Origin of the sequence: Pseudomonas sp. MWU15-20650, assembly GCF_023242475.1 — a bacterium.
Taxonomy (GTDB): domain Bacteria; phylum Pseudomonadota; class Gammaproteobacteria; order Pseudomonadales; family Pseudomonadaceae; genus Aquipseudomonas.
Genome location: NZ_JALJFG010000044.1, coordinates 27689 through 53198 on the forward strand (window position 1 = coordinate 27689; position 25510 = coordinate 53198).

Below are 25510 nucleotides of genomic sequence, written 5' to 3' on the forward strand. Positions count from 1 at the left end.
GTAACCTGTGGCAAGGCCCTTCCCAGTGGTTATTTGTCACTGCTTGGGGGCGTCGAGCTCGGCCAGGCGCCGCTCGAGGAAGCGCTGTTCCGGGGCTTGCTGGGTCAGTGACAGGGCCTTTTCGTACGCCGCACGCGCCTCTTCAACCCGCCCCAACTGCCGACAAAACTCCCCACGCGCAGAATGCGCCAAGTGGTAATCCAACAACTCTTCCCGTAGCAAAATACGGTCTACCCCCTGTAACCCGGCCAACGGGCCTTGCCACATCGCCACCGCCACGGCACGGTTCAACTCGATCACCGCCGAGGGCATCTGCGTGAGCAATACGTCATAGAGCCCGACAATCTGCCGCCAATCCGTGTCGTCCTCGCTCGGCGCCTCGGCGTGTACCGCCGCAATCGCCGCTTGCAGGCAATAGGGGCCAAAGCGCCGAGTGGTCAGCGCCTGCTCTACCAGGGCGCAGCCTTCGGCAATCAAGGAAGCCTCCCATAACGTGCGGTCTTGCTCATGCAACAGCACTAACTCACCACAGGCTGAAGTGCGTGCCGCGCGACGCGATTCGTGCAGCAGCATCAGCGCCAGCAGGCCGGTGACTTCCGGCTCCGGCAACAATTCCGTCAGCAAGCGCCCCAGGCGAATGGCTTCGCGGGTCAAGTCCTCCCGAGTCAGGTCCTCGCCCCAGGAGGCCGAGTAACCTTCGTTGAACACCAGGTAAATCACGCGCAATACGCTGTCGAGCCGCTCGGGCAACTCGGCCAGAGACGGCACTTGATAGGGGATGTTCGCTTCACGGATCTTGGCCTTGGCGCGCACGATACGCTGGGCGATGGTGGTGGGCGTGACAAGAAACGCGTGGGCGATTTCCTCGGTGGTGAGGTCGCAGATCTCGCGCAAGGTCAGCGCCGCCTGGGCGTCGGCCGCCAGCGCCGGGTGGCAACAGGTAAAGATCAGGCGCAAGCGGTCGTCTTCCACGTCCTCTACGCTCCAGTCCGCCGCTTCCAGCGCGTCAGCCTGCTCTTGCAATAACGGGGTAAAACGCGCCTGGCGACGCAAGCGGTCGATGGCTTTGAAGCGGCCGGTCGACACCAGCCAGGCCCGCGGATTATCCGGTACACCCTCGTGGGGCCAGCGCTGCACGGCGACGAAAAACGCCTCGTGCAACGCCTCTTCGGCCAGATCGAAATCACCGAGCACGCGAATCAGCGTCGCGAGTACGCGCCGCGATTCACTGCGGTAAACCGCCTCGATCGAAGACGTCAATCGACCATGCCCTGGGTCACCAGCGTCACCAGGCGATCCAGGCTCTGACCCCAGCCGTCGTGAAAGCCCATGGCTTCGTGGGCTTGTTTGTCTTCAGCACTCCAGTGCATGGCGCGGGCGGTGTAGAGGGTCTTGCCGTCGACCTCTTCGAAGGTGACCTCGGCGCTCATGAAGGGTTTGCCCGAAGGCATCCAGCCCGGCGTAAAGGCATCGGTAAACACCAGGCGGTTGGGCGCGTCGATTTCCAGGAACACGCCCTGGGTCGGGTACTCGCTGCCATCCGGCGCACGCATCAGGGTGCGAAACAGACCACCGACCCACAGGTTCATTTCGCACTCAGGCGTGGTCATGCCATGCGGCCCCCACCACTGTTGCAGCAACGCGGGCTCGGTCCAGGCGCGAAACACCCGGCTGCGGGGCGCATCGATCAAGCGGCTGATGGACAGTTCAAATTCGGCGGGTTGAGTCTTCACGGTTAAACCTCCTGGCGTCTTAGGGTTGTTATGTTCAGAGATTCAATTGGCGCACAGGGCGCACTTCCACACTGCCGACCCGGGCCGCCGGAATACCGCCGGCCACCTGGAGCGCTTCGTTCAAATCCTTGGCCTCGATCAGGTAAAACCCGGCGAGTTGCTCCTTGGTTTCGGCAAACGGCCCGTCAGTGATCGACAGCTTGCCATTGCGCATGCGCACCGTGGTGGCAGTGGTCACGGACTCCAGCGGTTCGGCCGCGAGCATCCGCCCGCTGGCCTTGATGGACTGCGCGTAGGCTAAGCATTCCGGGTCTTCAGGGCTGTCCGGTGAGGTGTGCAACACCTGTTCGTTACTGTAGATCAGGCACAGGTATTTCATGACGTTCTCCGTTTCGGACTACTGACTATAGTTCGCAGCGATCAAGGTTTCAGGTCGAACAGCGCGGTGCCGCTTTCCATGTCAAAAGGTGCCGACCAGTGCTCGTGTACCACTTTCCATTGGCCATCGATGCGCTGGTAACCGGCGGTCACGCGCATCCAGCACGCCTTGACCACACCGTCTGGCCCAGCGCCACCACAATGGGCCAGCCAGTGGGCAAATGCGCTCTCCTGGGCCTGTACGATGCGCAATTGATGAAACTCGAAGATACCCGGGCCGGGGCAGTGCTTCATGCACGCCTCCCAATGCGCACGGTAGGCAGCCTTGCCCTTGAATTGCAGCGCGGTCACGGCGTCGAACGAGACGATATCGTCGGCGTAAAAGCTGACAATCTTGTCGATATTGCGAGAAACAACGGCTTGCTTCCATTGTTCGATCAAGGTGTTGATTGCAGTGCTCATGGCGATACTCCGTGGGGTGGAAAATCACAACAGACACCCTTAGTCGAATGGCCTCTGGGGAAATCGACACCGCGTTGAAAAATAATTTCGCCCACGGAAACCCGCTAGAATCCACGCCCCTTTGTAGGATTTTGGATGCGCTCTCGATGGAAACTCGTCTAGTCCCCTATGAGACGCTAAGCACTGTGCAAAAACAGCAGCTCGACCTGCTGCAAGTGCATCCCGAGCAACTGGCGTATTCCGGTGATATCTACTGCGCGTTGAACAGCCTGCTGGTCAATCCCCACCCCACCGCGATCAAAGGCTTCGCCCTGCTCGCCGATGACCTGCCCGTGGCCTTCCTGCTGCTCAAACGCCCGCCGTGCCTGCCCCACTGGGCCGATGAACACAGTGCCACGCTGCATGCATTGCAGGTGGATCGGCAGCAGCAAGGGCGTGGATTCGGCAAAGCCTGCTTACAGGCGCTGCCGGCGGTGGCATTGCAGGCGTGGCCACAGGTCACGGGGCTGGAATTGTCGGTAGACACCGACAATGTGGCGGCGATGGGGCTGTATCTGGCGGCCGGGTGGGTCGACAGCGGGGAGGCGTATAAGGGCCGAAGGGGGTATGAGCGCAGGTTGAGCCAGGTGTTCAATCCACAACGGTAATGTCACATAGACGGGACGTTCACACGTGCCTGTCTACGTGACATTGGCTGCAGCTTCAGCCCCGCTCTCCGACCGGCAACCAGATCTCCACCGTCCCCGTGCCCTTCTTCGCATCAAAATCCGCGCTATAGCGCTCGAAGTCCGCCCCCATCACCTTGTAGCCCGAATGCGGTAGCCATTCGAACATGATGCGCTCGTACGTTTGCTCCAGCGCCTGCACAGGCCCGTGATGCGGGAACACCGCGTAATTGAGCGGCGGAATTTCAATGACTTCGAAGTTGTTCGGTACCTCTTTCTTGCTCCGGACTTCTACCCCTGCCATGTAATCGAACTCGCCATGGCTGGGGTTGTGGCAAACGCCGTAGGTCACACCACCGACACGTTTTTTGATGTCCTTGATGCAGGTGTCGAACAATTCCCACAGCTTGGGAATGTCGCCCACGGTGGCTTTCGAATAACGCCCTTGTACTCCGGCGATCACCAGGGCCTTGCCGGCTTCCATGCGCGGCTCAAACGGTTGTCTTGTCTGCTGATCCATCTGAACAGTCTCCTTCTTATGAGGGAACAAACCCGCATCGAGTATAGGGGCATATCCGCGCGGTACTCCATTCAGAATATTTCCGTGTGCATCTGGACAACTGGCCACTATCGACCGTATTGTCTGCCCCGCAGGCCACCGCAGTGGCCGACGTCGCTCGGACGGTTCCGGGCGCTTACGTACTCCGAGGCAACAATGGCAGATCAAGGTTCGCCGCGCCGCTTTGCGCGCATAGATCGACTCCCCCCTTACGTTTTCAATATCACTGCCGAGCTGAAGATGGCTGCGCGTCGGCGCGGCGAAGACATCATCGACTTGAGCATGGGTAACCCTGACGGTGCCACGCCTCCCCATATCGTGGAGAAAATGGTCACTGTCGCCCAGCGTGAAGACACCCACGGCTACTCCACCTCCAAAGGCATTCCGCGTCTGCGCCGGGCGATTTCGCGTTGGTACAAGGACCGTTATGAGGTGGATATCGACCCTGAGTCCGAAGCCATCGTGACCATCGGTTCCAAGGAGGGCCTGGCGCACTTGATGCTGGCCACCCTGGACCAGGGCGACACCGTACTGGTGCCCAACCCGAGCTACCCGATTCATATCTACGGTGCCGTGATTGCCGGCGCCCAGGTACGTTCGGTGCCGCTGGTGCCCGGTGTGGACTTCTTCGCCGAGCTGGAGCGGGCGATTCGTGGCTCGATCCCCAAGCCAAAGATGATGATCCTGGGCTTCCCCTCCAACCCGACCGCGCAGTGCGTGGAGCTGGACTTCTTCGAACGGGTGATTGCCCTGGCCAAACAGTACGACGTGCTGGTGGTCCACGACCTGGCCTACGCCGACATCGTCTACGACGGCTGGAAAGCTCCGTCGATCATGCAGGTACCTGGCGCCAAGGACATTGCGGTGGAGTTTTTCACCCTGTCCAAGAGCTACAACATGGCCGGCTGGCGCATTGGTTTCATGGTCGGCAACCCGGAACTGGTCAACGCCTTGGCACGGATCAAGAGTTACCACGACTACGGCACGTTCACCCCGCTGCAAGTCGCCGCCATTGCGGCGTTGGAAGGCGATCAGCAGTGTGTGAAGGACATCGCCGAGCAGTACCGCCAGCGCCGCAACGTGCTGGTCAAGGGCCTGCACGAGCTGGGCTGGATGGTGGAGAACCCGAAGGCGTCGATGTACGTCTGGGCCAAGATTCCCGAGCAGTATGCCGCTCTGGGCTCGCTGGAATTTGCCAAGAAACTGCTGCTGGAAGCCAAGGTGTGTGTGTCACCGGGGATCGGCTTTGGTGAGTACGGCGACGACCATGTGCGCTTTGCACTGATCGAGAACCAGGACCGGATCCGCCAGGCAGTACGGGGGATTCGCGGGATGTTCAGGGCCGATGGGCTAGTACCGAAAACCGGCGTCTGACTCGGTCAACATGTGGGAGGGGGCTTGCTCCCGATTACAGTGGGTCAGCTAAGAACAAGCTGGCTGCTCCACCGCTATCGGGAGCAAGCCCCCTCCCACATTTGTTTGGCGGTGTGCCTGTCAGACCACCAACGACAGCTGCATGCTAAAGTACTGCTTGACCGGCCAGCCCCATGCATCAGATGGGCGAGTACCAAAAACCGGCGCCTGACTCGGTCAACATGTGGGAGGGGGCTTGCTCCCGATTGCAGTGGGTCAGCTAAGAACAAGCTGGCTGATCCACCGCTATCGGGAGCAAGCCCCCCTCCCACATTTGTTTGGCGGTGTGCCTGTCAGACCACCAACGACAGCAGCATGATGAAGATCAGCGCCACCACCGACAGAATGGTCTCCATCGCCGTCCAGGTCTTGAACGTCTCGGCCACGGTCATGTTGAAGTACTGCTTGACCAGCCAGAACCCCGCATCGTTGACGTGAGACAACACCAACGACCCCGCCCCTGTCGCCAACACCAGCAGTTCACGATTCACACCCGGAATCATCCCGACGACCGGCACCACGATGCCGGCACCGGTAATGGTCGCCACGGTGGCAGAACCGGTGGCCACACGAATCACCGCTGCGACCAGCCAGGCCAGCAGGATCGGGTTGATCTGCGCGTTGACCGCCATATGGCCGATCACATCACCCACGCCGCTGGTCACCAGCATCTGCTTGAAACCACCGCCGGCGCCGATGATCAGGATGATCGCGGCGGTCGGTGCCAGGCTGGCGTCGAGCAGCTTGAGGATTTGCTTGGAATGGATGCCCTGGCGATGGCCAAAGGTGTACAGCGACAGCAGCAAGGCCAGCAGCAGCGCGGTGATCGGGTGGCCGATCATGTCCATCCAGTTGCGGATGGCGTGGCCGTCCGGCAGCGCGACATCAGCAAAGGTCTTGAGCAGCATCAGAAACACCGGCAGCAGCACGGTGATCAAGGTAATGCTGAAACTCGGCAGGTTTTTCGACTCTGGCTCACGGGCCAGTTGATCCACCAGTTCCTGGGACGGGTTACCCGGGATGTACTTGGCGATAAACGTGCCGAAGATCGGGCCGGCAATAATGGCGGTCGGCAGCGCGACAATCAGGCCGTACAGGATGGTCTTGCCGATGTCCGCGCCAAACACGCCGATAGCCAGCAGCGGGCCCGGGTGCGGTGGCACCAGGCCGTGTACCGCCGACAGGCCGGCGAGCAGCGGGATGCCGATCTTGATCAGCGACACGCCAGTACGGCGCGCCACGATAAACACCAGCGGGATCAGCAGCACAAAGCCGATCTCGAAGAACAGCGGGATGCCCACCAGGAATGCGGCAAACATCATGGCCCACTGGACCTTTTCCTTGCCGAAAGCGCGGATCAGGGTCTGGGCAATCTGATCGGCGCCGCCGGATTCAGCCATCATCTTGCCGAGCATCGTGCCCAGCGCGAGGATGATGCCGACAAAGCCGAGCACCCCGCCGAAACCGTCCTGGAACGCCTTGATGATCTTGTCCACGGGCATGCCCGAGGTCAGGCCGAGGAAGCCGGCCGCGATGATCAGTGCAATGAACGGGTGGACCTTGAACTTGGTGATCAAGAAGATCAGCCCGATGATAGTGACCACTGCATCTAGCAGCAGATAAGACTCTTGGGACATGCCAAACATGGGGGGTCTCTCCTGTTTGTTGTTGTTATTAAAGCGGGTGTTGAATTTTTCGCCGGGGATAGCGCTATCTGTTCCGGCAAAAAATCAGTGAGTAGGTTCAAAGCCGTGCTGGAGCCACCAGGCATGGGCCTGCTTGGCCAACGCCTCGACGCTGTCTTCGCTGGCGTTGAGCGCCAGGGTCAGCGGCTCGCCCACCGGTGACTCAAGGGTGGCGAACTGGCTGTCGATCAGGCTCGCCGGCATGAAATGGCCGGGGCGATGGGACACACGATCGGCGGCCACCGTGCGGGTCAGTTCCAGAAATACAAAGCCCAGGCCCGGCGCGGCTTCGCGCAGGTGGTCGCGGTACTTCTTTTTCAGGGCTGAACAGGTGAGCACCGGATGTTCGCCGGCCTTGAGCGAGCGGCGCAGTTCATCGCAGAGGATATCGAGCCAGCCGGCACGGTCATCATCGTTGAGGGGGTGGCCAGCGCTCATTTTTTCAATGTTGGCGGCGGGGTGAAAGCTGTCGCCTTCAATCGCGGTGGCGCCGTTCAAGCGGCACAAGGCTGCGCTGACACTGGACTTGCCACAGCCGGAAACACCCATGATGACCAGGGCGGTAACAGGTTGACTCATGAAACACCTCAGGACGCAGATAGCGCTACCTTTGCACGCTGTAAGGCTAGTGCAAAAACAGGCTTTTCCCGCGCCAACTTGTCTTTTTTTATGGAGTGACGCGTGCATCCGCCCCAACGGTTTGAACAGGATCAGGCAACCCAACGTTCAAGAATTTGCAGCCTTTTGGAGACAGCGCTACCTTAGTGCCTCGATTTTTGTTTGGCAAGCCGCCTGATGACCTCCAAGAACGATAAAAATACCCGCACAACGGGCCGCCCTACCCTTAATGAAGTCGCCCGCCTGGCCGGCGTCAGCCCGATTACCGCCTCCCGCGCACTACGTGGCATTAGCACCGTGGCCACCGAACTGGTGGAAAAGGTGCAGCACGCCGCCGCCGAACTCAACTACGTGGTCAACCCCGCCGCCCGCGCCCTGGCCTCGGCCCAAAGCCATTCGGTGGTGGTGCTGGTGCCGTCGTTGTCCAACCTGCTGTTTATCGAAACCCTGGAAGCCATCCACCAGGTGCTGCGGCCCAAGGGCTTTGAAGTGCTGATCGGCAACTCCCACTATTCACGCGACGAAGAAGAGAACCTGCTGCGTAACTACATGGCCTACCAGCCACGGGGTTTACTGCTGACCGGGTTTGACCGCACCGAAAGCGCACGACGGATGGTCGAGACCAGCAATGTGCCCTGCGTGTACATGATGGACCTGGACCCCAACGCCGGTGTGAACTGCGTAGGTTTCTCGCAATTGAACGCAGGTGAAACGGCAGCGGCGCACTTGCTGTCCCGTGGGCGCAAGCACCTGGCCTATATCGGCGCGCAGCTGGACCAACGTACGCTGCTGCGGGGCGAAGGTTTCCGCCGGGCCTTGCAGCAGGCCGGCATGTACGACCCGGCGCTGGAGTTACTCACACCGCGCCCCTCGTCCGTGGGCCTGGGGGGCGAGTTGTTCTTGCAGTTACTGGCCAGCCACCCGGAGGTGGATGCCATCTTCTTCGGCAACGACGACCTGGCCCAGGGTGCGTTGCTCGAGGCCCTGCGCCATGGCATCAAGGTGCCGGAGCGAGTGGCGGTGCTGGGCTTCAACGACTTGCCCGCCTCCTCGTTCATGGTGCCGCGCTTGAGCAGCATCAGCACCCCCCGCGAAGCCATTGGCCGGCGGGCGGCGGAGCATTTATTGACGATCATGGCAGGCAACAAGATCGCCAAGCCGGTGGTGGATATGGGGTTTGAGTTGCAGGTGCGCGAGAGCACCTGAGCGTCGAGCTGAACGCAATCAATGTGGTGTCCACAGAATCAGCACCTGGCACAGATCCCCTGTGGGAGCGGGCTTGCTCGCGAAGGCGGTGGGTCAGTCAATCAATCTCTAACTGAACCACCTGAAACTCAGAATTCCTACGTAATCGTGTAAGAGCAGTCAGAGCGCTGTGGGACGCCTGTAGGAAGTGCCTGACATTGCAGTAAGCGCCTTGCTCCGCTGCCTACGCTTACGTCAGAATCCGCCGGCTTGTGCGCCTCGGTGGCGGTCTCTAAGGTTTGACGGTCGCTGAATTTCTCGGTGATCGGGTTTAGTAGCCCGAGTTCGGTCACTCTAAGTGCATAAGTCTGCCCGCGTTAATGGCGGCTGTGCGTAGGGCACTTTCGGGTGCGCCGGCTTTGAGTGTCCACCGGTCTACTAACCTGCGTACAGTTGCCACCCTCGTTTAGTAGCGATACGGCGGCAGCCCATTCCTGGATGCTCTAATGATCAAACAAATCGATACGCCGCCAACCACCCTCTTCACGCTCATCCCCGATATCTCCACCGAAACCCTACTGGCCAACAGCTACGAAACCGTCTGCTGCGTCAGCACCCTGCTGCTTGACCTGTCCGATGAACTCACCGGTAAACATCGCGATGTGGCCCTGGCCATTCATCAATTGAGCGAGCTGAGCGTATTGCTGGTGGGCAAAGCCATGGACCAGCAAGTACCGCTGGCCTAGTAGCAAGGGGAGGCTCGGGCCAATAAGCACATCAGTCTGATCTAAGGCAGCCTCCCGTATTTCCCAACCTGGAGGACAGACGAGAGTCGACCAAATCGCCCTCTCCTTTCAACAGGCGGTCGTCAATGTACGCAACCACTCGTCAGTCGACACATAAAACTGTCATAAATGACAGTAGACCCGCACTGTGTATGCGGCCTAAATATTAGGCGCAGCACCCTCGTTTGCTCATTGTTCTCAAGGAGATTCATCATGAATTTGCCCAATAAAATCACTGGTTTCCTAAAAGAGGCTAACCAGAGTTTTGATTCTCACAACATTCTCCACTTAAACACCTTCCCCGGCACAAAAAACACCACACTGGCGTTCATACAGGACAGCCATTTTATTGCATTTTAAATAGATAAAAACCTCGTAGCAGGCACCTATAAACTTTCCCATTCAAAAAAGCAGGAACATGTTCAAGTTATTTATAACAAGCCTAATCCGAATGGAGGCTTGTATCAATATCCGGCCATCTCGGGAACATTTGAAATCGTCAACAACGAAAACAATATCCTTGATGCAAAATTTGCCTTCGAAGCCGCCAACGCCGACGACCCAAACGACATTATTACCGTCGAAAGTGGCGTGTACTACATTAACGATTTCAATGCTCCTGAATAACCGCTCACACCACCATCCACTTGAAGGCAGCACTGCGCCTGGTCAGGCAGGTGCTTGCCTTTTCTGACCTCTGCCCAACCTCGCTATAGCTCCCAAACGTCTGGTAAATTACCCCTGTCACTCATGATCGCAGGGAAGCTCAATGGCACACTCACTGAAAATCCTGGGCCGCACCTCCTCCATCAACGTGCGCAAAGTACTGTGGACCTGCCAGGAACTGGGCATCGACTATGTGCGCGAAGACTGGGGCATAGGCTTCAAGCCCACTCAATCCCCCGATTTCCTCGCCTTGACCCCCAACGCTCAGGTGCCGGTGCTGATCGACGACCATGGCGTACTGTGGGAGTCCAATACCATCTGTCGCTACCTTGTCGGCCTCTATCAGCGCCATGACCTCCTACCCATCGAGCCAGCACCACGGGCCCGCGTCGAGCAATGGATTGACTGGCAAGCCGTCGAACTCAACCGTGCTTGGGGCGACGCATTCACCGCGCTGGTGCGCAATAATCCGGACGGCCTGGATGCAACGCAGATCGCCGCAGCAGTACAATCCTGGAACGATAAAATGGGCATTCTGGAGCAGCAGTTGATTAAAACAGGCGCCTATGTGGCCGGCGATGACTTCACACTCGCCGATATACTTATCGGCCTCTCGGTGCATCGTTGGCAGGTGTCCCCCATGGAGCGTCCACCCTACCCCGCCATTGCCGCCTACTATCAGCGGCTCAGCCAGCATAGCGGTTTCCAGATGTTCGCCCTCGACGGCCATAACTAAGTACGCAAAAATTATAAAGACCCGGATCACTCGACTTGATCATTGCGGGTCTTTTGCCAACAAGCTGAAGCGCTTGAGCTTGATTAAAAGCCTTTATTAATCATTACAAAAATCAGTTAAATGAACTTACTAACAAATGGCGAAAACTTAATTTTAAGTGGCACACCCATACGCATCAAACCCACCATAATAAACGATCAACGCAGCAGACCACACTGTCAACCTTGACAGTTGACGCTCTATTCACCCCGCCTTACCCTCAACGCTCACCGCTAAAAAACAAGTACAGCGAGGGCTAGACAATGTTATTTATAAAACCGAAACACAAACTATCTACAGGCCCATAACAGTAGAAAAATCGATATATGGCAACTTCATTGCAGACGATGTTACCTTCTACCAATTTGACTATGGAGACGCACTTTATCTACGAGGACGGTTGCACATCAGCACTTCCGACCCAAAAGAATCAGTCGGCATCTCGCTCGGCATTAAATTCAAACCTGGCGACTCCACAGGAGATTTCGATCCTGAAGGGAATGTTCCTTTTTCCTCCTACTCCCACCAAACAGGGAACACCACTCGTGTTCACGAGGCAGAAAGCGGCTCCTACAGCGCCACTTTTATCGAAGGCGCCCAGCACTTGACTGGAACTGGCACTTTCACTGCAACCGTAGCCGGTGTCTGCCAGGAGTTCAAATACACATTTAATGTTACAGGTTTGGATACTTGAATGCTCAATATCCACCGGCTCCCTCCTGATGTGAGAGCCGGCCTATGTCGCAAGCAACTTCACCAGCAGCGGCTCCCGTTAGCCAGCTAAGATTCCAGGTCATCGCCCCCTGGAAGCTGCCTCATGTCGACCTCAGACACCCTCGCCCCCCACCGAGCCGCCCACATCAGCGCCCGCATCGACCGCCTGCCCGCCGTCGCCACTATTTGGCGCCTGGTGGCGTTGCTCTCCATCGGCGGTTTTTTCGAGCTGTATGACCTGTTCCAGACCGCCTATATCAGCCCTGGCCTGATCAGTGACGGGATTTTTCATACCGGCAATGAGGGCGTGTTCGGCTTCTCGGACCAGGCCGCGTTCGCCTCGGCGACGTTCCTGGGCCTGTTCCTCGGCGCCAGCCTGCTCAGCCCCATCGCTGATCGCTTCGGGCGCCGGGCGATCTTCACCTTCGCGTTGGTCTGGTACACCGTGGCCACGGTACTGATGGGCATTCAAACGTCTGCCCTGGGCATCATCGGCATGCGTTTTCTGGTGGGCATCGGCCTTGGCATCGAGCTGGTGACCATCGACGCCTACCTTTCGGAACTGGTACCCAAGCGCATGCGCAGTTCGGCGTTTGCCTTTGCGTTTTTCATCCAGTTTCTGTCGGTGCCGGCAGTGGCCTTGATGTCGTGGTGGCTGGTGCCCCAGGCACCGTTCGGGATCTCCGGCTGGCGCTGGGTGGTACTGACGAGCGCGGTGTTCGCACTGTTCATCTGGCAGTTGCGCAAGCGCCTGCCGGAATCACCGCGCTGGCTGGCGCAGGAAGGCCGCGTTGAGGAAGCCGGGCAGATCATGGACAGCCTGGAGGCACGCTGCCTGAAGGATCACGGTAAACCGCTGGATGCACCAGAACCCGAAGCCATTAGCGTGCAAGGCAACGGCCGCTTCGCCGACATCTGGCAACCGCCGTACCGCCGCCGCGCCTTGATGCTGATCGTGTTCCATGTGTTTCAGGCCATCGGCTTTTTCGGCTTTGGCAATTGGTTGCCGGCGCTGCTGTCGGGCCAGGGCGTCAGCGTGACCCACAGTTTGATGTACGCCTTTATCATCACCCTTGCCTACCCATTGGGGCCGTTGCTGTTTGTAAAAGTGGCCAACCGCTTTGAAAACAAATGGCAGATCGTCGGTTCCGCCCTGGGCGCGATGATCTTCGGCAGCCTGTTCGCCCTGCAAACCACGGCGGTGGGGCTGGTGGCCTGTGGGGTGATGATCACCTTCTGCAACGCCTGGCTGAGCTTCAGCTATCACGCTTATCAAAGCGAATTGTTCCCCACCCATATCCGCGCGCGGGCGGTGGGGTTCTGCTATTCGTTCAGCCGCTTGTCCACGGTATTCAGCAGCCTGTTGATCGGTTTTATCCTCGAACACCTGGGCACGCCGGGCGTGTTGGCATTTATTGGCAGCAGCATGTTGATCGTGATGGTCACCATCAGTGCGTTCGGGCCGCGTACGCGTAACCTGGCATTGGAAAATATCGCCCACTGACGGCAACGGTTGGCCGTCGACGGGACAAGCTTTGCCGTGACGGCCAGGCCATCTCCAATAAACACGGGGTATCGCGCCCGGCACGCTAATTGCTCCAGCTGTCGCACCGACGATTTCCACAGGTGACCGACCATGCTGGTTAACAACAACACCCAAGCCGTATCGACCGTCCAACAGCTCAAGCGCCCGGACATGGACCCGGCCAACGCCGCCGCCAGCACGCTGTACAGCGGTGCCCTGCAGGCCGCACAGCAAGGCGTCACGGTACCGGCCGCGCAGAAGGACCTGGACAAAGCCAACGACCGTATCGACGAAGCCTTCGCCAAGACCCGTGTGCAATTGCAAGCCACCACGGCGGCGACCACGGCAACCACGGGTGTGCCTGCGTCCGGTTCAACGACCAGCACCGCCCGTGCCGACTTCACCGACTCCATGAGCAAGAGCCCAGCCGAACGCATTCGCGAACAACTGCTCAAGGAGCAGGGGTTGACCGAAGCAGGAGTACAGGCCATGCCGCAGGAAAAACAGGACGCGATTGCCAAGCAAGTGGCTGACCGTGTGAAGCAACAACAAGAGCAGCAGGTAGCGGCTAAAGCCACTGATCCGGCGCAGTCGGTGAAAGAAACATTGGCCGCGATCTAACCCACTGCGCAAAATAGAGGTGTGAGGGAGCACGCGCCCTCACACCGTTGGATCATCGGATCGGCAGCGTTTTCAGCTATTGCAGTTGCAGCGTCGAATTGAACTGACTGATCGCATCCACCACATGCCGTGACCCTTCCTGGATCTCCAGGATCACCTGCCCCGCTTCGTTCGCCAGCTCCACCCCAAGCCCCGTGCGGCTCAAGCTCGACTGCATGCTCGACACCGCGCTCAGCGACAGGTCGTGGTTCTTGCGCACCACGTCCACAATCTCCACCGTCGCCTGGCTGGTACGGGCCGCAAGGCTGCGCACTTCGTCGGCCACCACCGCAAACCCGCGCCCATGCTCACCCGCCCGCGCAGCCTCGATCGCCGCGTTGAGGGCCAGCATGTTGGTTTGTTCGGCGATGCTGCGGATGGTCTGCACAATGGCGCCAATGATGTCGGACTGTTTGTTGACCGCGTCGATACTCTGTGCGGCCCGGTTCAGGTCATTGGAAATGTCCTCGATGATCTGCACCGTTTGCTGCACCACTTCCGAACCCTTGCGTGCACAGGCGTCGTTTTGTACCGAGGTGGCGTGAGCCGAGTCGGCAGCGGTGCGCAGGGTGGTGACCTGCTCGGTGATGTCGCTGGCGAACTTCACCACTTTGTACAAGCGCCCATTGGCGTCGAAGATCGGGTTGTAGGACGCTTCCAGAAACAGGGTTTTGCCGTATTTGTTTTTGCGTTCAAAGCGATGGGAATGGTATTCGCCACGGTTGAGCGAGGCCCAGAACGCCTTGTATGCCGGGGACTCCACGTCGCTGCGGTGGCAGAACAGGCTGTGATGCTGGCCGATGATTTCGTCCCGCGTGTACTGCACGGTGCGCAGGAAGTTGTCGTTGGCGTTGATGATCCGGCCCTGGGGGGTGAATTCGATCACCGCCATGGAGCGGCTGATGGCGTCGATCAGGCTCTGGTTCTCGTGTTCATGGTGAACCCGCGCGGTGATATCCGACGCCACTTTGATCACGCTGCGTACCTGGTTGTCGCCATCTAGCACCGGCATGTAGCTGGCTTCGAGCCACACCTCTTCGCCGCGCTTGTTCAGGCGCATAAAGGTGCCGCTGATCGCCTCGCCCCGCGCCAGGTCGCGCCACAATTTGGCGTAACCCTCGGTGTGGGTGTAGGCATCATCGCAAAAAATGCGGTGGTGCTTGCCACGAATCTCTTCGACGCTGTAGCCCATGGTTTTGCAGAAGTTGGGGTTGGCATCGAGGATCATGCCGTTGCGGTCGAACTCGATCATCGCCATGGAGCGGCTGATGGCGACGAGTTTGGCGTTGGCTTCGGTGAGGGCGCAGGAAAAACGCTGGATTTCTTGCAGGTCGGATTTGTGCTGGCGGTTGAACATAGTCAGATCACCCTTGATTCACGGCGCCTCACACGGCGCATTCCATTCATTGATGGGAGAGAGCAGGCAAACCTTCATGGGGAGATAACCCTACGAAACACTTCATAAACCAAGCGTCATCAACGGTTCTGGATCAGCATAGACAGGGCTTGGCGCTATGCAAGGCCACTAAATTGCCAGCACTTTTAACAAGGCAGTGACCGCGGCCGAAGGTGGCCGGTCTTGCGCGCCGACCAAGGCAAATTCGCGGTGCAGCGGCACCGCCAGTGGCATCACGCGCAGGCCCTTGCGCTGGGCCGGCAAGGCCATTTCAGGCACCAGCGTGACACCAACGCCCTCGCGCACCAGGCTGTAGGCGCTGTTCCATTCGCGCACCTCCACGCGGATATCACACAAGGTCAGCCCTGCGGCCGTCGCCAGGCTTCGGGCATTGGCGGTACAACCACCGGTGGCCAGCACAAAGGGCTGTTCAATCAACTCCTCAAACGACACGCAGGCATCGGCCGCACGCCGAGCGATGGGATGGTTGATCGGCAGCACGGCCACCCAGTCGTCGCGCCCCAATACCGTGGTGTTACGCTCGGGCTTGGGGTTAAGCACCACGCCCAGGTCGATCAGGTGGGCCTCGAGCAAGGTGTGCACTTCACTGTCGGTGACCTCCAGCGTGGTGACCTCAATACCCGGGTACATCTGGGCGAAGCGTTGCAGTAGCGGCGTCAGAAAGGTCGCCAGCACCGTAGGGAAACTGGCGATGCGAATGCTGCCGCGCAACAGAGGGCGCGACTCATCCACGGAGCTGCGAATCGCCTGCAACGCACCCAGCATCACCCGTGCATGCCCAACCACACTCAACCCCAGGGCAGTGGGCAAGGTCTTGCGCGGCTCACGAATGAACAGTTGCGCCCCCAGCGCCGACTCCATGGACGCCATGGCCTGGCTGGCGGCGGACTGGGTCATGCCGACACATTCGGCGGCCGCCGTAATGCTGCCGTGATCGGCCACGGCCACCAGCAGGCGCCAATGCATCAGGTTCATCATGGCAGTAGCTGTCCTTATGGGTAGGGTCTGAAAGTTTAATTTTACCCACGGTGCCATGCCCGTGAGACTGGCGCAAATCAACGACATACGCCCAGGAGCGGCCCTTTATGAAATTGTATTTCGTCCCCAATGCCTGTTCTCTCGCCCCTCACATCGTGCTGCGCGAATTGGCGCTGCCTTTCGATTTAGTACGGGTGGACAACCAGGCAAAAACCACCGCCAACGGCGAAGACTTCCTGCAGATCAACCCCAAGGGCTATGTGGCCGCGCTGCAACTGGACAATGGCCAGGTGCTGACCGAAGCCAGCGCTATTGTGCAATACCTGGCCGACCTCAAACCCGCCGCCCAGTTGGCTCCGGCCAATGGCAGCTGGGAGCGAGTACGCTTGCAGGAGTGGCTGAACTTTATTGCCAGCGAAATCCATGGCGGGCTGGCCGTCTTCTTCAATGACGCCATTGAAGGCGATGTACGGGCAATGTTCCAGGCCACGTTGTTCAAGCGCTTTGCCATTCTGGTGCAAACCCTGGAGCGTCAGGATTACTTGCTGGGTGCGCACTACTCGGTGGCAGATGCCTACCTGTTCGTGGTGCTGCGCTGGGCCGCATTTCACGCGATTGATCTGCGCCAGTGGCCGGCGCTCGCTGCGTTTGAGCAGCGGATAGGTGAACGGCCTGCGGTGATTGCGGCGTTGGCGGTCGAAAACCCATCCACTGACCCCGCTCGGTCCTGATCCAGAGGCGCCACTTGGCGATGGATCTGCCGAGCGCCCTGCCCCAAAGAGCTCTTTGTGGTGAGGGCCCGAGAAGGAACCCTATCACTGTGGCGAGGGCGCTTTGAACACGATCTGCTGTACATCAACCTTTTTCGGGATCAGGCCATTGGCGAAGAACAGGTCGGCGGTGCGCTGCTGGTTGCTGATGTCGACCGCCTCCAACGGGCGAATCGGCGTGGGCGAGCGGTGTTCGAAATAGCTTTTGACCACCGCCGGTTGCAGGCCCAGCGTCTTGGCCATCAGCGCGATGCTTTCTTCGGGACGGTCCAGGGACAGGCGCTGGGCCTTGGCCAACGTCTTGATAATCGCGGCGATGGCCTGCGGGTGCTGCCGGGCAAACGGGCTGCTGACCACAAAGAAACTGCCGGCCGGGTTGAGGCCCTGGCCGTCACCCAGTACACGCGCGGAGCCGTCGACCACTGCCGCCGAGTAGTACGGGTCCCACACGACCCATGCGTCGACCTTGCCTTGTTCAAACGCAGCACGGCCATCGGAAGGTGACAGGTACACCACGTTCACATCCTTCCACTGCAAGCCGGCGCGCAGCAGGCTTTTGAGGAACAGGTTGTGGGCGCTGGAACCCTTGAGCAGCGCCACACGCTTGCCCTTGAGGTCGGCCACGCTCTGGACAGTGCTGTTTTTTGGCACCAGCACCGCTTCGGTCTTGCCCTCGTTAGGTTCCACGGCGATGTACTGCAAATCGATGCCGGCGGCCTGGGCGAAGATCGGCGGGATATCGCCAATGTTGCCGATATCCAGGCTGCCGCCGTTCAGCGCTTCGATCAGCGGCGGGCCACCGAGGAATTCGATCCACTGCACCTGCGTGCCGGGCAGCGCGTCTTCGAAGAGCTTGTGCTCACGGGCAAGCACCATGCTCACGGAGCTTTTCTGGTAGCCAATGCGCAAGGTGGCAGGTTCGGCAGCCAGCACGTCAGCGGCCGCCAGCGAGAGAACCACAGCAGCGAGGATTTTCAGCATCAGAGCGCTCCCTTGACCTTGGCCGCCACATCCGCCGGCACCCATTGTTGCCAGACCTGCGGTTGCTCGTTGAGGAATGCCAGCGCCACTTGGCGTGGCTGTTCACGTTTCTCGCTCATCTGCGCCAGGATGCCGTTGAGCAAATCAATCGGCAGGTCGACTTTTTCAAAGAACGCCACCAGTTGCGGGTACTGCGCCTTGAACGGCGCCGACACGCCAATCGCCAGGTGCGCCGGCAACGAACGCGTACCGATGGGGTTCGGGTTGTTGGCGTCGGCCAGGGTTTTCCAGGCTTGGGCGTTGAACGCCGGCTCCTCCAGCTTGACCAGTTTGAAACGGCCCAGCAGCGGGGTTGGCGACCAGTAGTAAAACAACACCGGTTTGCCACGTCGGATCGACGATGCCACTTCGGCATCCAGCGCCGCGCCAGAGCCGGTACGAAAATTCACGAAGCTATCGGTCAGACCATACGCCTTGAGCTTCTGGCTATTGACGATCTCCGAGGTCCAGCCGCTGGGGCTATTGAGGAAACGCCCACGGCTCGGGTCTTCGGGGTCACGGAAGACATCCTTGTAGCGCGCCAGGTCGGCCACCGACTTCAGGTCCGGCGCCAACGGTTTGATGCCGCGTGTCGCGTCGCCCTTGATCACGTATTCCGGCACCCACCAGCCTTCGGTGGCCCCTTTGACCGTGTCACCCAGGCCGAACACTTTGCCTTCGCCTTCAGCCTTGACCCACGCCGGACTGCGCCCGGCCCATTCCTCACCGATCACTTGAATATCATCCTTGGCCAGGGCGGCCTCCAGGCTCACCGTGCTGCCGGGCAAGGTGTCGGTGGGCAGGCCGTAGCCTTTCTCGACGATCGCGCGCAGGACCTCGGTGATCAGGCTGCCGCTTTCCCAGGCGATGTCGCCGAAGTGGATGGGTTTGATGGCTTGAGCCGCGACAGTCGGTTGGGCCACTAGGGTCAGTGCCAGTAGCGAACCACCGAGCAAGTTTTTTAGTTTTTTCATGAGTAGTCTCTTGGTGATTCGGCAGTGACGGTCACCCGCAGGCAACGGTTGAGGGCGCGGGTCATGTAATCGCTGACCGAGCGGGAGGAAATCCCCAGCTCGGCGGCAATTTGCGGGTAAGTCAGGCCATTGAGTCGGGACAGCAGGAAGGTCGCCTTGACCTTGGCCGGCAAACCGTCGAGCAACTGGTCGATGGCCTGCAAGGCTTCGAGTATTTGTGCCAGGTCTTCGGGGGATGGCGGGCTGGATGTCTCATCGTTTTCAAGCGCATCAAGGTGGGCCCGCTCCAGGTCCCGGCGGCGCCACAGCTGGTACATCAAGCGCTGGGCGATGGTGGTGAGCAGCGCCCGGGGCTGGCGGATCGGTGTGACCCCAGACGCACTCAACAGCTGGACAAAGGTGTCGGCGGCAATGTCTTCGGCGTGTGCGCGGGAATCAAGATGGCGGTGCAAACGGCTGCACAGCCAGTCGTAATGACTGCGGAACAATCCGCCCACGTAATCGCTGTGAGAAGTGTCGGCGCCGGACATAGTGGCTCCATCTGAGTAGGTTGCGCGTTATGTCCGGTGTTCCGGTGGAGCGATCCTAGCAAGGCTGCTTATTCTTTAATAATATTTAAAATGTATTTTTATATAACCTTATCGAAGTTCAGCATAACCCACGCGGATCGCCTGCTGCTGGTAATCCAACAGCACCTGGTAGTCGTCTTCGGTGGCCGAAAGCACTTCGTGTACACCGAGTGTTTCGACCACGTCGGGCAGCTCTTGCAACGCCAGGTTCATTGCCTCACGAATCTGCACCACCTGCTCATCGCTCAAACCCAGCGTGCCGATATAGGGCAAGGTCGGGCTCGGTGCGCTACGGGTGACGACGCGTAACCCGGCCACTTCCTGCGGAGCGAAGCGCGCGAGGTAGTCATAGGTAACGCTGTCGATGGCGGCCAGGTCGGCGCGGTCTTCCCGTAGCCAGCGCAGGCTTTCGCGATGGGCACCGCTGACACCGACACTGGCAAAGAAGCGGCCATCGCGCTGCAAAGGTGCCAGGCGTTCGCGCAACAGGTTCATGCCGCTGTTGGAGTCAGGCCCGTTGATCACGCCGCGGCTGTTGTAGAACGCCGCCAACGCGGTGCGCGGGTTGTCATCGCGGGTCAGCAGCAGGCTGCAATGCTCGCCGCCGCCGCTGTGCGGCAATTCATAGCGGGGGCGGCCGATCACCCGGACCTGGCCGCGCAGCTGGGTCATCAGCGGGTAGCCGCAGGTTTGGCTGACGAGCAGTTCGGGAGCCAGCCACAGGCCGCGCAGATCGAAGGGGTCGGCGTTGCGCCGGTGCAGGCCCAAGCGCTCAAAAATGCGCGTGAGCCATTGTTGGTTGGCCTGCTGGATTGGCTGCGGCGCCACATACATCCACAGCTCGGCGTAGTGATCACTCATGGTCGTCTCTCAAGCAAAAGGGTGCCGAGGGCTGTCGATGGCCTTGAGGCTGTGACGGCTGATCAACTGGCCGTAACCCTGCACCACAAACCCACCGCTGCGTGCCACCCACTGCCTGCGGCGCGCACGGTACACCGTGGGCAGCAGGTACCAGGGCAGTTTCGGCAAGTCGTGGTGAACCAGGTGCAGGTTGTTGTTGAGAAACAGCCAGCTCCACGGCCACGACGCTTCGTTGATCACCGTGCGTTGTTCGGGCTGCGGGTGCGGGCGGTGCTCATAGTAGGAACGGACCGACGCCAGCGACAAGGCCGGCACGCTGACCAGCAACAGGTAATGCCACACCGGCAACGCGCTGTAGTGGGCAATAAACCCCAGCATCAGCAGCGTCATCGCACCGTGGGCGAGCCACATCGGCCATACCTGAGGCAGGCGTTGCCATTGATCGCGCACTAACCGGGCGATGGCCAATGGTGCCGCCAGCAGGAAGCGCCCCAACAGGGTCTTGGTCAGCCCGTGCACGCGGCGCTCGAACGGCGAGCTGTTGTCCCACTGCTGTTGATTCAGGTAGCGACTTTCCGGGTCAATGCCCGGCAAGGTCAGGTCTTGATCGTTGTGGTGCAGCAGATGGCTGTCGCGGTACAGGGTGTAGGGGTACCACACGGCAAACGGTGCGTAGCCGAGCAGTGTGTTCAACAGAGTGGAACGGGTGGGATGACCATGCAGCAACTCGTGTTGCAGCGACAGCCAGAGGGTCACCAGCGGGATCAGCAACAAGGTGCTCAACCACAGGCCCAGCCAGTGGCTGGCAAGTATCACGCTGAACCAGCCGGCATATACGCCGACCAGCAATAGCCAGGTCGGCCATTCGGTCCTTGCGGTGAAGCTTCGTGCCAGGGTTTCGATTTCCCGGCGGTGGGGCAGATCAAGATAGTTGGCCATCGTCAGCTCAGAGCAGGTGTTTCCTGCTCTGTGCTGTGAGGCGAAAAAATCTTGCAGATCGTTTGGTTCTAAGCTTGTAACTCAGTGACCGAACAGGCCGGTCTCGGACTTCTTGGCTTTTTTGTCCGCACGTTTTTCATCGGCGGTCTTTGCCGGTTTTTTCTTCGCGGCTTTCTTTGAATCCATACCTTTGGCCATGATGCATGCTCCACTTACAGGGGATGTAACACTGGGTATACCACCTATTGCCGCGCAGAAGGCGCTTATAATCCTCGGCCCTTGATAATACTCACCTTATGACCATGCCCCCATTGCACATCGAACCGCTGGCAGAGCCCCTGTGGCCGCTGTTGAACAAGTTTTACCGTCACCACAATTCGTCGATGAAGGCGCTCAAGGGCGGGTGTTTGTGGGTGGCGCGCGATAGCGAGATTGTGGCCGGGTTGTGCCTGAGCCCGGTGGTGGGTGGCCAATGGTTGACCGGGGTGTTTGTTGACCCGGCTTATCGCGGCCAAGGGTTGGCAGCGCGCTTGATCCTGACGGCCGTGGCCCCGGTGGACGGTACGGTGTGGTTGCTGTGCCATCCGGACCTGGAAGCGTGGTATCAACGCATGGGGTTCACACAGGACACGCTGTTGCCGCAATCCCTCAGCGAACGGCTGGTTCGCTACAAAAGAAACAAGCCCATGATCGCCATGGGCTTAGAACGTTTAGTGAGGTCGACCTTCGATAATGTGTGATCGCCAGGTAGAGGGCCCATGCTAGCCTCGATGGCACAGTGGCCCCTTCCAGGATGATCATGAAAACGACGCTTGCAGCTCTGTCCCTCACTGCCCTCCTCGCTCCGACCTTCAGCCAGGCAGCCGACGCACCGATTACCGCCAAGCAGTACGAGAGCGTGCTGGCCGGTAGCTGGCGCGACCCGGCCAACCGCGCGCGTGACGGCTATCGCCATCCGCAGCAAACCTTGGAATTCTTTGGTTTGAGCGCCAGGCAGACGGTGATTGAAATCACGCCAGGTGGCGGCTGGTACAGCGAAATACTGGCGCCATTGCTCAAGGACCACGGGCAGTACATCGCCGCCGTACAGGCACCGAGCAGCAGCGCCTATGCGCGTACGTCCGCCGAGAACCTGAGGAAGAAATTGGCGGCTGACCCCACGCACTATGCCAAGGCCGACGTGGTCGAGTTCGACCCCAAGGCCCCCGTGTTTGGCAAACCCGCTTCTGCCGACGCCGTACTCACATTTCGCAATGTGCATAACTGGGTGGCCGCCGATACTGCAAACGCCACATTCAATGCGTTCTACCAGGTGCTTAAACCGGGCGGCGTGCTGGGCGTGGAAGATCACCGGGCCAAGGACGGGGCCAACCTGGAAGCCATCAAGGACAGTGGTTACCTGACCACCGCCCAGGTGGTGAAACTGGCCACCGATGCCGGGTTCAAGCTGGCTGGGCAGAGCGAGGTCAATGCCAACCCGAAAGACACCAAGGACTACCCCGGCGGCGTCTGGACGTTGCCACCGACGCTGAAGTTGGGGGAGCAGGACAAGGCCAGGTATGTGGCGATTGGGGAGTCGGATCGGATGACGTTGCGGTTCGTAAAACCCGTTCAATAACCCAGTTTGTACTGTGGGAGGGGGCTAGCTCCCTCCCACATTTTTGATCTCAGCGTGCCTGGCAGTTACTCATCAGCCGTTGGGTCCATGTCGGGAAACATCACTTCAATAAACCCGAACTTGCTGAAGTCGGTAATCCGTGACGGGTACAACCGACCGATCAGATGATCACACTCGTGCTGCACCACCCGCGCATGGAAGCCTTCGGCAACACGCACAATCGGCTCGCCCTTGGGGTCGAACCCTTCGTAGCGAATCTGCTGGTAGCGGTTCACGGCGCCGCGCAAGCCGGGCACGGAGAGACACCCTTCATAGCCCTCTTCCAGCACGGGGCTCAACGGTGTGATCAGCGGGTTGATCAGGATGGTCTGCGGCACGGGCGGCGCGTCCGGGTAGCGCTCGCTGGCTTCGAAGCCAAAGATCACCAACTGCAGGTCTACGCCAATCTGCGGTGCGGCCAGGCCCACTCCGCCCACATGTTCCATGGTCTGGAACATGTCATCGATCAACTGCCATAACTCGGGGCTGTCGAACATTTCCGGCGGAACCGGTGGGGCGATGCGCAGCAGACGCTCATCGCCCATTTTGAGGATTTCACGGATCATCGATCAGGCTTCGTCTGTAGTGGATTTGATGGAGTGGTCTCGGCCCAAGCCTGAGACGTGCTGTTTTTCATCCGCGGGCGGGTGTTCGTCGAAGTCCTTTTCACCGGGGTCCTTGCCTTCGGCCGACATGTGTTCGATCACCGCATTCATCTCCGCGCCCAGCAACAGCACGGCAGCGGAGATGTAGAAGTACAAGAGCAGGACGATGATCGCACCGATACTGCCATACATGGCGTTGTAGTCGGCGAAGGTTTTGACGTAATAGCCAAAACCCAGGGAGGCGATGATCCACACCACCACGGCCAGCACCGAGCCTGGGGTGATGAAGCGGAACTTCTGTTTCACGTCGGGCATCACGTAATACATGAGGGCCACGGAGAACATCAGCAAAATCACGATCAGTGGCCAACGCAGGATGGTCCACAGCGTGACGACGAACGCCTGCATGCCGATCTGCCCGGCCAGCCACTCCATGACTTGTGGGCCAAGCACCATCAACGCGGCGGCAGCGAGCAGCATGCCGGCGATGCCGACGGTGTAGAAAATCGACAGCGGGAAACGCTTCCAGATCGGGCGGCCTTCGACCACGTCATAGGCCGCGTTCATCGCGCTCATCATCAGGCGCACGCCGGCGGAAGCGGTCCACAGGGCAATCACGATACCCACCGAGAGCAAGCCACCCTTGGACTGCTGCAACTGGTCGATCACCGGGTTGACCTGCTCCAGCGCCTGGGGCGGCAACACCAGCTCCGATTGCATGCGCAGCCAGGTAAAGAAGTCCGGCAGGTGCAGGAAACCGATCAGGGCAATGAGGAACAGCAGGAACGGAAACAGCGAAAACAGCATCTGGTAGGCCAGCGCTGAAGCGTAGGTGGGCATTTCGTCGTCGACGAATTCCTTGACGGTGCGCACCAGCACCTTGTGCAGCTTGAGACCATCAAGTACCGGAAAAATCATAGCGTCTCCTTTCGCCGCAAAAAGGTTGAGTTCGTGGGCGACTCAGGGGCCGTTTTCTACATCAAAGTAGCCCATTTGGCGACTTTGAAACAATTTCGAAAGGTTAGTTGCAGCAGATGACATAAAAACGGCCATCCGTGGATGGCCGTTGGGCTGCCCAAAAGCAGTCTTACTTGGTCGCTTTCTTGACCGCGTCCTTGGTGTCGCCAATGGCTTTTTCGACTTGGCCTTTCTTTTCCTGCACCACACCTTCAGCGCGCAGTTTGTCGTTGCCGGTAACGTTGCCGACGCCTTGCTTGATATTGCCAACAAGTTCGTCTTTCAAACCTTTTGCCTTATCCGATGTGCTGCTCATGGTATTTCTCCGAAAGAACAATCAAGGGTTTTGGTCATTACCCAGGGATTGACCCGCAGCGGTTCGGCAGAGTTTCAATTATTTTCGGCAGGCATTTCATCGCACATTGACTCACCCCTTGCAGGTTTGGCTTTATGTTTTGCGGCCAACCCACGAGAATGCCCGGCACTTTCAGGCTATAACGCTGAATAACAGATCCGTAGGAAGGTTATGAAACTCAATAAAGCACAGGCCATCGCCCGCAGAAACCTGGAATTGGGCGGTGCCGTACTCGGCGTCAACAACTGCCACTTCACCGATCTGGACCGCAAACGCAACATCTGGTGGTTCGACTTGCCGGTGGGCCGTATTGCCGTGGGCCAGTACGAGTGGATTCACCTGTTGATGCACAACGCGGAGACCGACCAGCTACTTCACCTGAAAGTGCCGACGGCGTTCCTGCGTGAGAAGCTCGAAGGGCTGGTGGTGCGTAATGCGGGCAAGCGCAAGCCGGAGATTACCCTGGAGCTGAGCGCGGACAAGGATTCGTTCCTCAAGGACGTTCGCCCTGCCGGCGCCGGTGTGAGCTTCGCGCAGTTCGCCCTGTAAGAACGCGGTAAAAAAAGTGGGAGGGGGCTTGCTCCC

30 protein-coding genes are annotated in these 25510 nt (G+C 59.3%); 13 read left to right on the forward strand and 17 right to left on the reverse strand.

From position 1 onward, the window contains the following. Positions 1–36 precede the first annotated feature (36 nt). The 4 genes from M5B43_RS24530 to M5B43_RS24545 are packed head-to-tail and all read right to left on the reverse strand — an operon-like array spanning position 37 to position 2573. The gene (locus M5B43_RS24530; RefSeq protein ID WP_248752486.1) at positions 37–1260 is read right to left on the reverse strand and encodes an RNA polymerase sigma factor; all 1224 of its coding nucleotides are present in this window, start codon (positions 1258–1260) and stop codon (positions 37–39) included. Further along, the gene (locus M5B43_RS24535; protein ID WP_248752487.1) at positions 1257–1733 is read right to left on the reverse strand and encodes an SRPBCC family protein; all 477 of its coding nucleotides are present in this window, start codon (positions 1731–1733) and stop codon (positions 1257–1259) included. Before M5B43_RS24535 ends, M5B43_RS24530 begins: the two co-directional genes overlap by 4 nt. Before the next feature lie 34 nt (positions 1734–1767). Further along, positions 1768–2112: a YciI family protein gene (locus M5B43_RS24540; RefSeq protein ID WP_248752488.1), complete on the reverse strand. Its 345-nt coding sequence runs from the start codon at positions 2110–2112 to the stop codon at positions 1768–1770. A gap of 41 nt (positions 2113–2153) precedes the next feature. Continuing rightward, positions 2154–2573, reverse strand: a complete 420-nt coding sequence (locus M5B43_RS24545) for a nuclear transport factor 2 family protein (RefSeq protein ID WP_248752489.1) — start codon at positions 2571–2573, stop codon at positions 2154–2156. 146 nt (positions 2574–2719) lie between these two features. Here M5B43_RS24545 and M5B43_RS24550 point away from each other — a divergent pair, with 146 nt between their 5' ends. After that, positions 2720–3220, forward strand: coding sequence for a GNAT family N-acetyltransferase (locus M5B43_RS24550; protein WP_248752490.1), 501 nt, complete (start codon positions 2720–2722; stop codon positions 3218–3220). A gap of 55 nt (positions 3221–3275) precedes the next feature. Here M5B43_RS24550 and M5B43_RS24555 read toward each other — a convergent pair whose 3' ends face one another. Further along, complete coding sequence (locus M5B43_RS24555) at positions 3276–3758, reverse strand: GyrI-like domain-containing protein (RefSeq protein ID WP_248752491.1); 483 nt, start codon at positions 3756–3758, stop codon at positions 3276–3278. A 195-nt stretch (positions 3759–3953) separates the two neighbouring features. On the opposite strand from M5B43_RS24555, the gene alaC reads away from it, so the two are divergent. After that, entirely contained in the window at positions 3954–5171 is a 1218-nt protein-coding gene (gene alaC, locus M5B43_RS24560; protein ID WP_248752492.1) for an alanine transaminase, read from the forward strand. Positions 5172–5503: 332 nt separating this feature from the next. On the opposite strand, the gene M5B43_RS24565 is transcribed toward alaC, so the two are convergent. Beyond that, positions 5504–6856, reverse strand: a complete 1353-nt coding sequence (locus M5B43_RS24565) for a GntP family permease (RefSeq protein WP_248752493.1) — start codon at positions 6854–6856, stop codon at positions 5504–5506. 84 nt (positions 6857–6940) lie between these two features. Next, entirely contained in the window at positions 6941–7474 is a 534-nt protein-coding gene (locus tag M5B43_RS24570; RefSeq protein ID WP_248752494.1) for a gluconokinase, read from the reverse strand. Between the two features lie 213 nt (positions 7475–7687). On the opposite strand from M5B43_RS24570, the gene M5B43_RS24575 reads away from it, so the two are divergent. The 7 genes from M5B43_RS24575 to M5B43_RS24605 all read left to right on the forward strand — a co-directional run bounded on the left by M5B43_RS24575 (position 7688) and on the right by M5B43_RS24605 (position 13784). Next, entirely contained in the window at positions 7688–8719 is a 1032-nt protein-coding gene (locus M5B43_RS24575) for a LacI family DNA-binding transcriptional regulator (RefSeq protein ID WP_248752516.1), read from the forward strand. A gap of 485 nt (positions 8720–9204) precedes the next feature. Next, entirely contained in the window at positions 9205–9444 is a 240-nt protein-coding gene (locus M5B43_RS24580) for a DUF6124 family protein (protein WP_248752495.1), read from the forward strand. 252 nt (positions 9445–9696) lie between these two features. Continuing rightward, complete coding sequence (locus M5B43_RS24585) at positions 9697–9843, forward strand: hypothetical protein (protein ID WP_248752496.1); 147 nt, start codon at positions 9697–9699, stop codon at positions 9841–9843. A gap of 409 nt (positions 9844–10252) precedes the next feature. Then, on the forward strand, positions 10253–10885 hold the full coding sequence (locus M5B43_RS24590; RefSeq protein WP_248752497.1) for a glutathione S-transferase: 633 nt from the start codon (positions 10253–10255) through the stop codon (positions 10883–10885). Between the two features lie 439 nt (positions 10886–11324). Further along, positions 11325–11618, forward strand: coding sequence for a hypothetical protein (locus tag M5B43_RS24595; protein WP_248752498.1), 294 nt, complete (start codon positions 11325–11327; stop codon positions 11616–11618). 123 nt (positions 11619–11741) lie between these two features. Then, complete coding sequence (locus M5B43_RS24600) at positions 11742–13142, forward strand: MFS transporter (protein ID WP_248752499.1); 1401 nt, start codon at positions 11742–11744, stop codon at positions 13140–13142. A 132-nt stretch (positions 13143–13274) separates the two neighbouring features. Beyond that, positions 13275–13784 carry a hypothetical protein gene (locus M5B43_RS24605; protein ID WP_248752500.1) on the forward strand — a complete coding sequence of 170 codons (510 nt, stop codon included), beginning with the start codon at positions 13275–13277 and terminating at the stop codon, positions 13782–13784. Positions 13785–13860: 76 nt separating this feature from the next. Here M5B43_RS24605 and M5B43_RS24610 read toward each other — a convergent pair whose 3' ends face one another. Both M5B43_RS24610 and M5B43_RS24615 read right to left on the reverse strand, forming a co-directional pair. Beyond that, on the reverse strand, positions 13861–15180 hold the full coding sequence (locus M5B43_RS24610; protein WP_248752501.1) for a PAS domain-containing methyl-accepting chemotaxis protein: 1320 nt from the start codon (positions 15178–15180) through the stop codon (positions 13861–13863). A 168-nt stretch (positions 15181–15348) separates the two neighbouring features. Continuing rightward, the gene (locus M5B43_RS24615; protein WP_248752502.1) at positions 15349–16218 is read right to left on the reverse strand and encodes a LysR family transcriptional regulator; all 870 of its coding nucleotides are present in this window, start codon (positions 16216–16218) and stop codon (positions 15349–15351) included. A 107-nt stretch (positions 16219–16325) separates the two neighbouring features. Between M5B43_RS24615 and gstA the strand changes: the two genes are divergently transcribed. Further along, positions 16326–16949 carry a glutathione transferase GstA gene (gene gstA, locus M5B43_RS24620; protein ID WP_248752503.1) on the forward strand — a complete coding sequence of 208 codons (624 nt, stop codon included), beginning with the start codon at positions 16326–16328 and terminating at the stop codon, positions 16947–16949. 84 nt (positions 16950–17033) lie between these two features. Here the strand turns inward: gstA and M5B43_RS24625 are convergent, their stop codons facing one another. The 5 genes from M5B43_RS24625 to M5B43_RS24645 form a co-directional block, all read right to left on the reverse strand. Then, positions 17034–17969, reverse strand: coding sequence for an aliphatic sulfonate ABC transporter substrate-binding protein (locus tag M5B43_RS24625; protein WP_248752504.1), 936 nt, complete (start codon positions 17967–17969; stop codon positions 17034–17036). Further along, positions 17969–18982 carry a glycine betaine ABC transporter substrate-binding protein gene (locus M5B43_RS24630; RefSeq protein ID WP_248752505.1) on the reverse strand — a complete coding sequence of 338 codons (1014 nt, stop codon included), beginning with the start codon at positions 18980–18982 and terminating at the stop codon, positions 17969–17971. Before M5B43_RS24630 ends, M5B43_RS24625 begins: the two co-directional genes overlap by 1 nt. Further along, the gene (locus tag M5B43_RS24635) at positions 18979–19512 is read right to left on the reverse strand and encodes a sigma-70 family RNA polymerase sigma factor (protein ID WP_248752506.1); all 534 of its coding nucleotides are present in this window, start codon (positions 19510–19512) and stop codon (positions 18979–18981) included. Before M5B43_RS24635 ends, M5B43_RS24630 begins: the two co-directional genes overlap by 4 nt. A 108-nt stretch (positions 19513–19620) precedes the next feature. After that, positions 19621–20412 carry a PhnD/SsuA/transferrin family substrate-binding protein gene (locus M5B43_RS24640; protein WP_248752507.1) on the reverse strand — a complete coding sequence of 264 codons (792 nt, stop codon included), beginning with the start codon at positions 20410–20412 and terminating at the stop codon, positions 19621–19623. 9 nt (positions 20413–20421) lie between these two features. Further along, complete coding sequence (locus tag M5B43_RS24645; protein ID WP_248752508.1) at positions 20422–21351, reverse strand: fatty acid desaturase; 930 nt, start codon at positions 21349–21351, stop codon at positions 20422–20424. A 302-nt stretch (positions 21352–21653) separates the two neighbouring features. On the opposite strand from M5B43_RS24645, the gene M5B43_RS24650 reads away from it, so the two are divergent. Both M5B43_RS24650 and M5B43_RS24655 read left to right on the forward strand, forming a co-directional pair. After that, the gene (locus M5B43_RS24650; protein WP_248752517.1) at positions 21654–22091 is read left to right on the forward strand and encodes a GNAT family N-acetyltransferase; all 438 of its coding nucleotides are present in this window, start codon (positions 21654–21656) and stop codon (positions 22089–22091) included. 59 nt (positions 22092–22150) lie between these two features. Next, positions 22151–22969, forward strand: a complete 819-nt coding sequence (locus M5B43_RS24655; RefSeq protein ID WP_248752509.1) for a methyltransferase domain-containing protein — start codon at positions 22151–22153, stop codon at positions 22967–22969. 65 nt (positions 22970–23034) lie between these two features. On the opposite strand, the gene def is transcribed toward M5B43_RS24655, so the two are convergent. From def to M5B43_RS24670, 3 genes are all read right to left on the reverse strand, one after another. Continuing rightward, the gene (gene def / locus M5B43_RS24660; protein WP_248752510.1) at positions 23035–23574 is read right to left on the reverse strand and encodes a peptide deformylase; all 540 of its coding nucleotides are present in this window, start codon (positions 23572–23574) and stop codon (positions 23035–23037) included. Positions 23575–23577: 3 nt separating this feature from the next. Further along, positions 23578–24531, reverse strand: a complete 954-nt coding sequence (locus M5B43_RS24665; RefSeq protein ID WP_248752511.1) for a YihY/virulence factor BrkB family protein — start codon at positions 24529–24531, stop codon at positions 23578–23580. A 169-nt stretch (positions 24532–24700) separates the two neighbouring features. After that, positions 24701–24886: a CsbD family protein gene (locus M5B43_RS24670; RefSeq protein WP_248752512.1), complete on the reverse strand. Its 186-nt coding sequence runs from the start codon at positions 24884–24886 to the stop codon at positions 24701–24703. Positions 24887–25096: 210 nt separating this feature from the next. Here M5B43_RS24670 and M5B43_RS24675 point away from each other — a divergent pair, with 210 nt between their 5' ends. After that, entirely contained in the window at positions 25097–25474 is a 378-nt protein-coding gene (locus M5B43_RS24675) for a hypothetical protein (protein ID WP_248752513.1), read from the forward strand. The last annotated feature ends 36 nt before the right edge of the window (positions 25475–25510 follow it).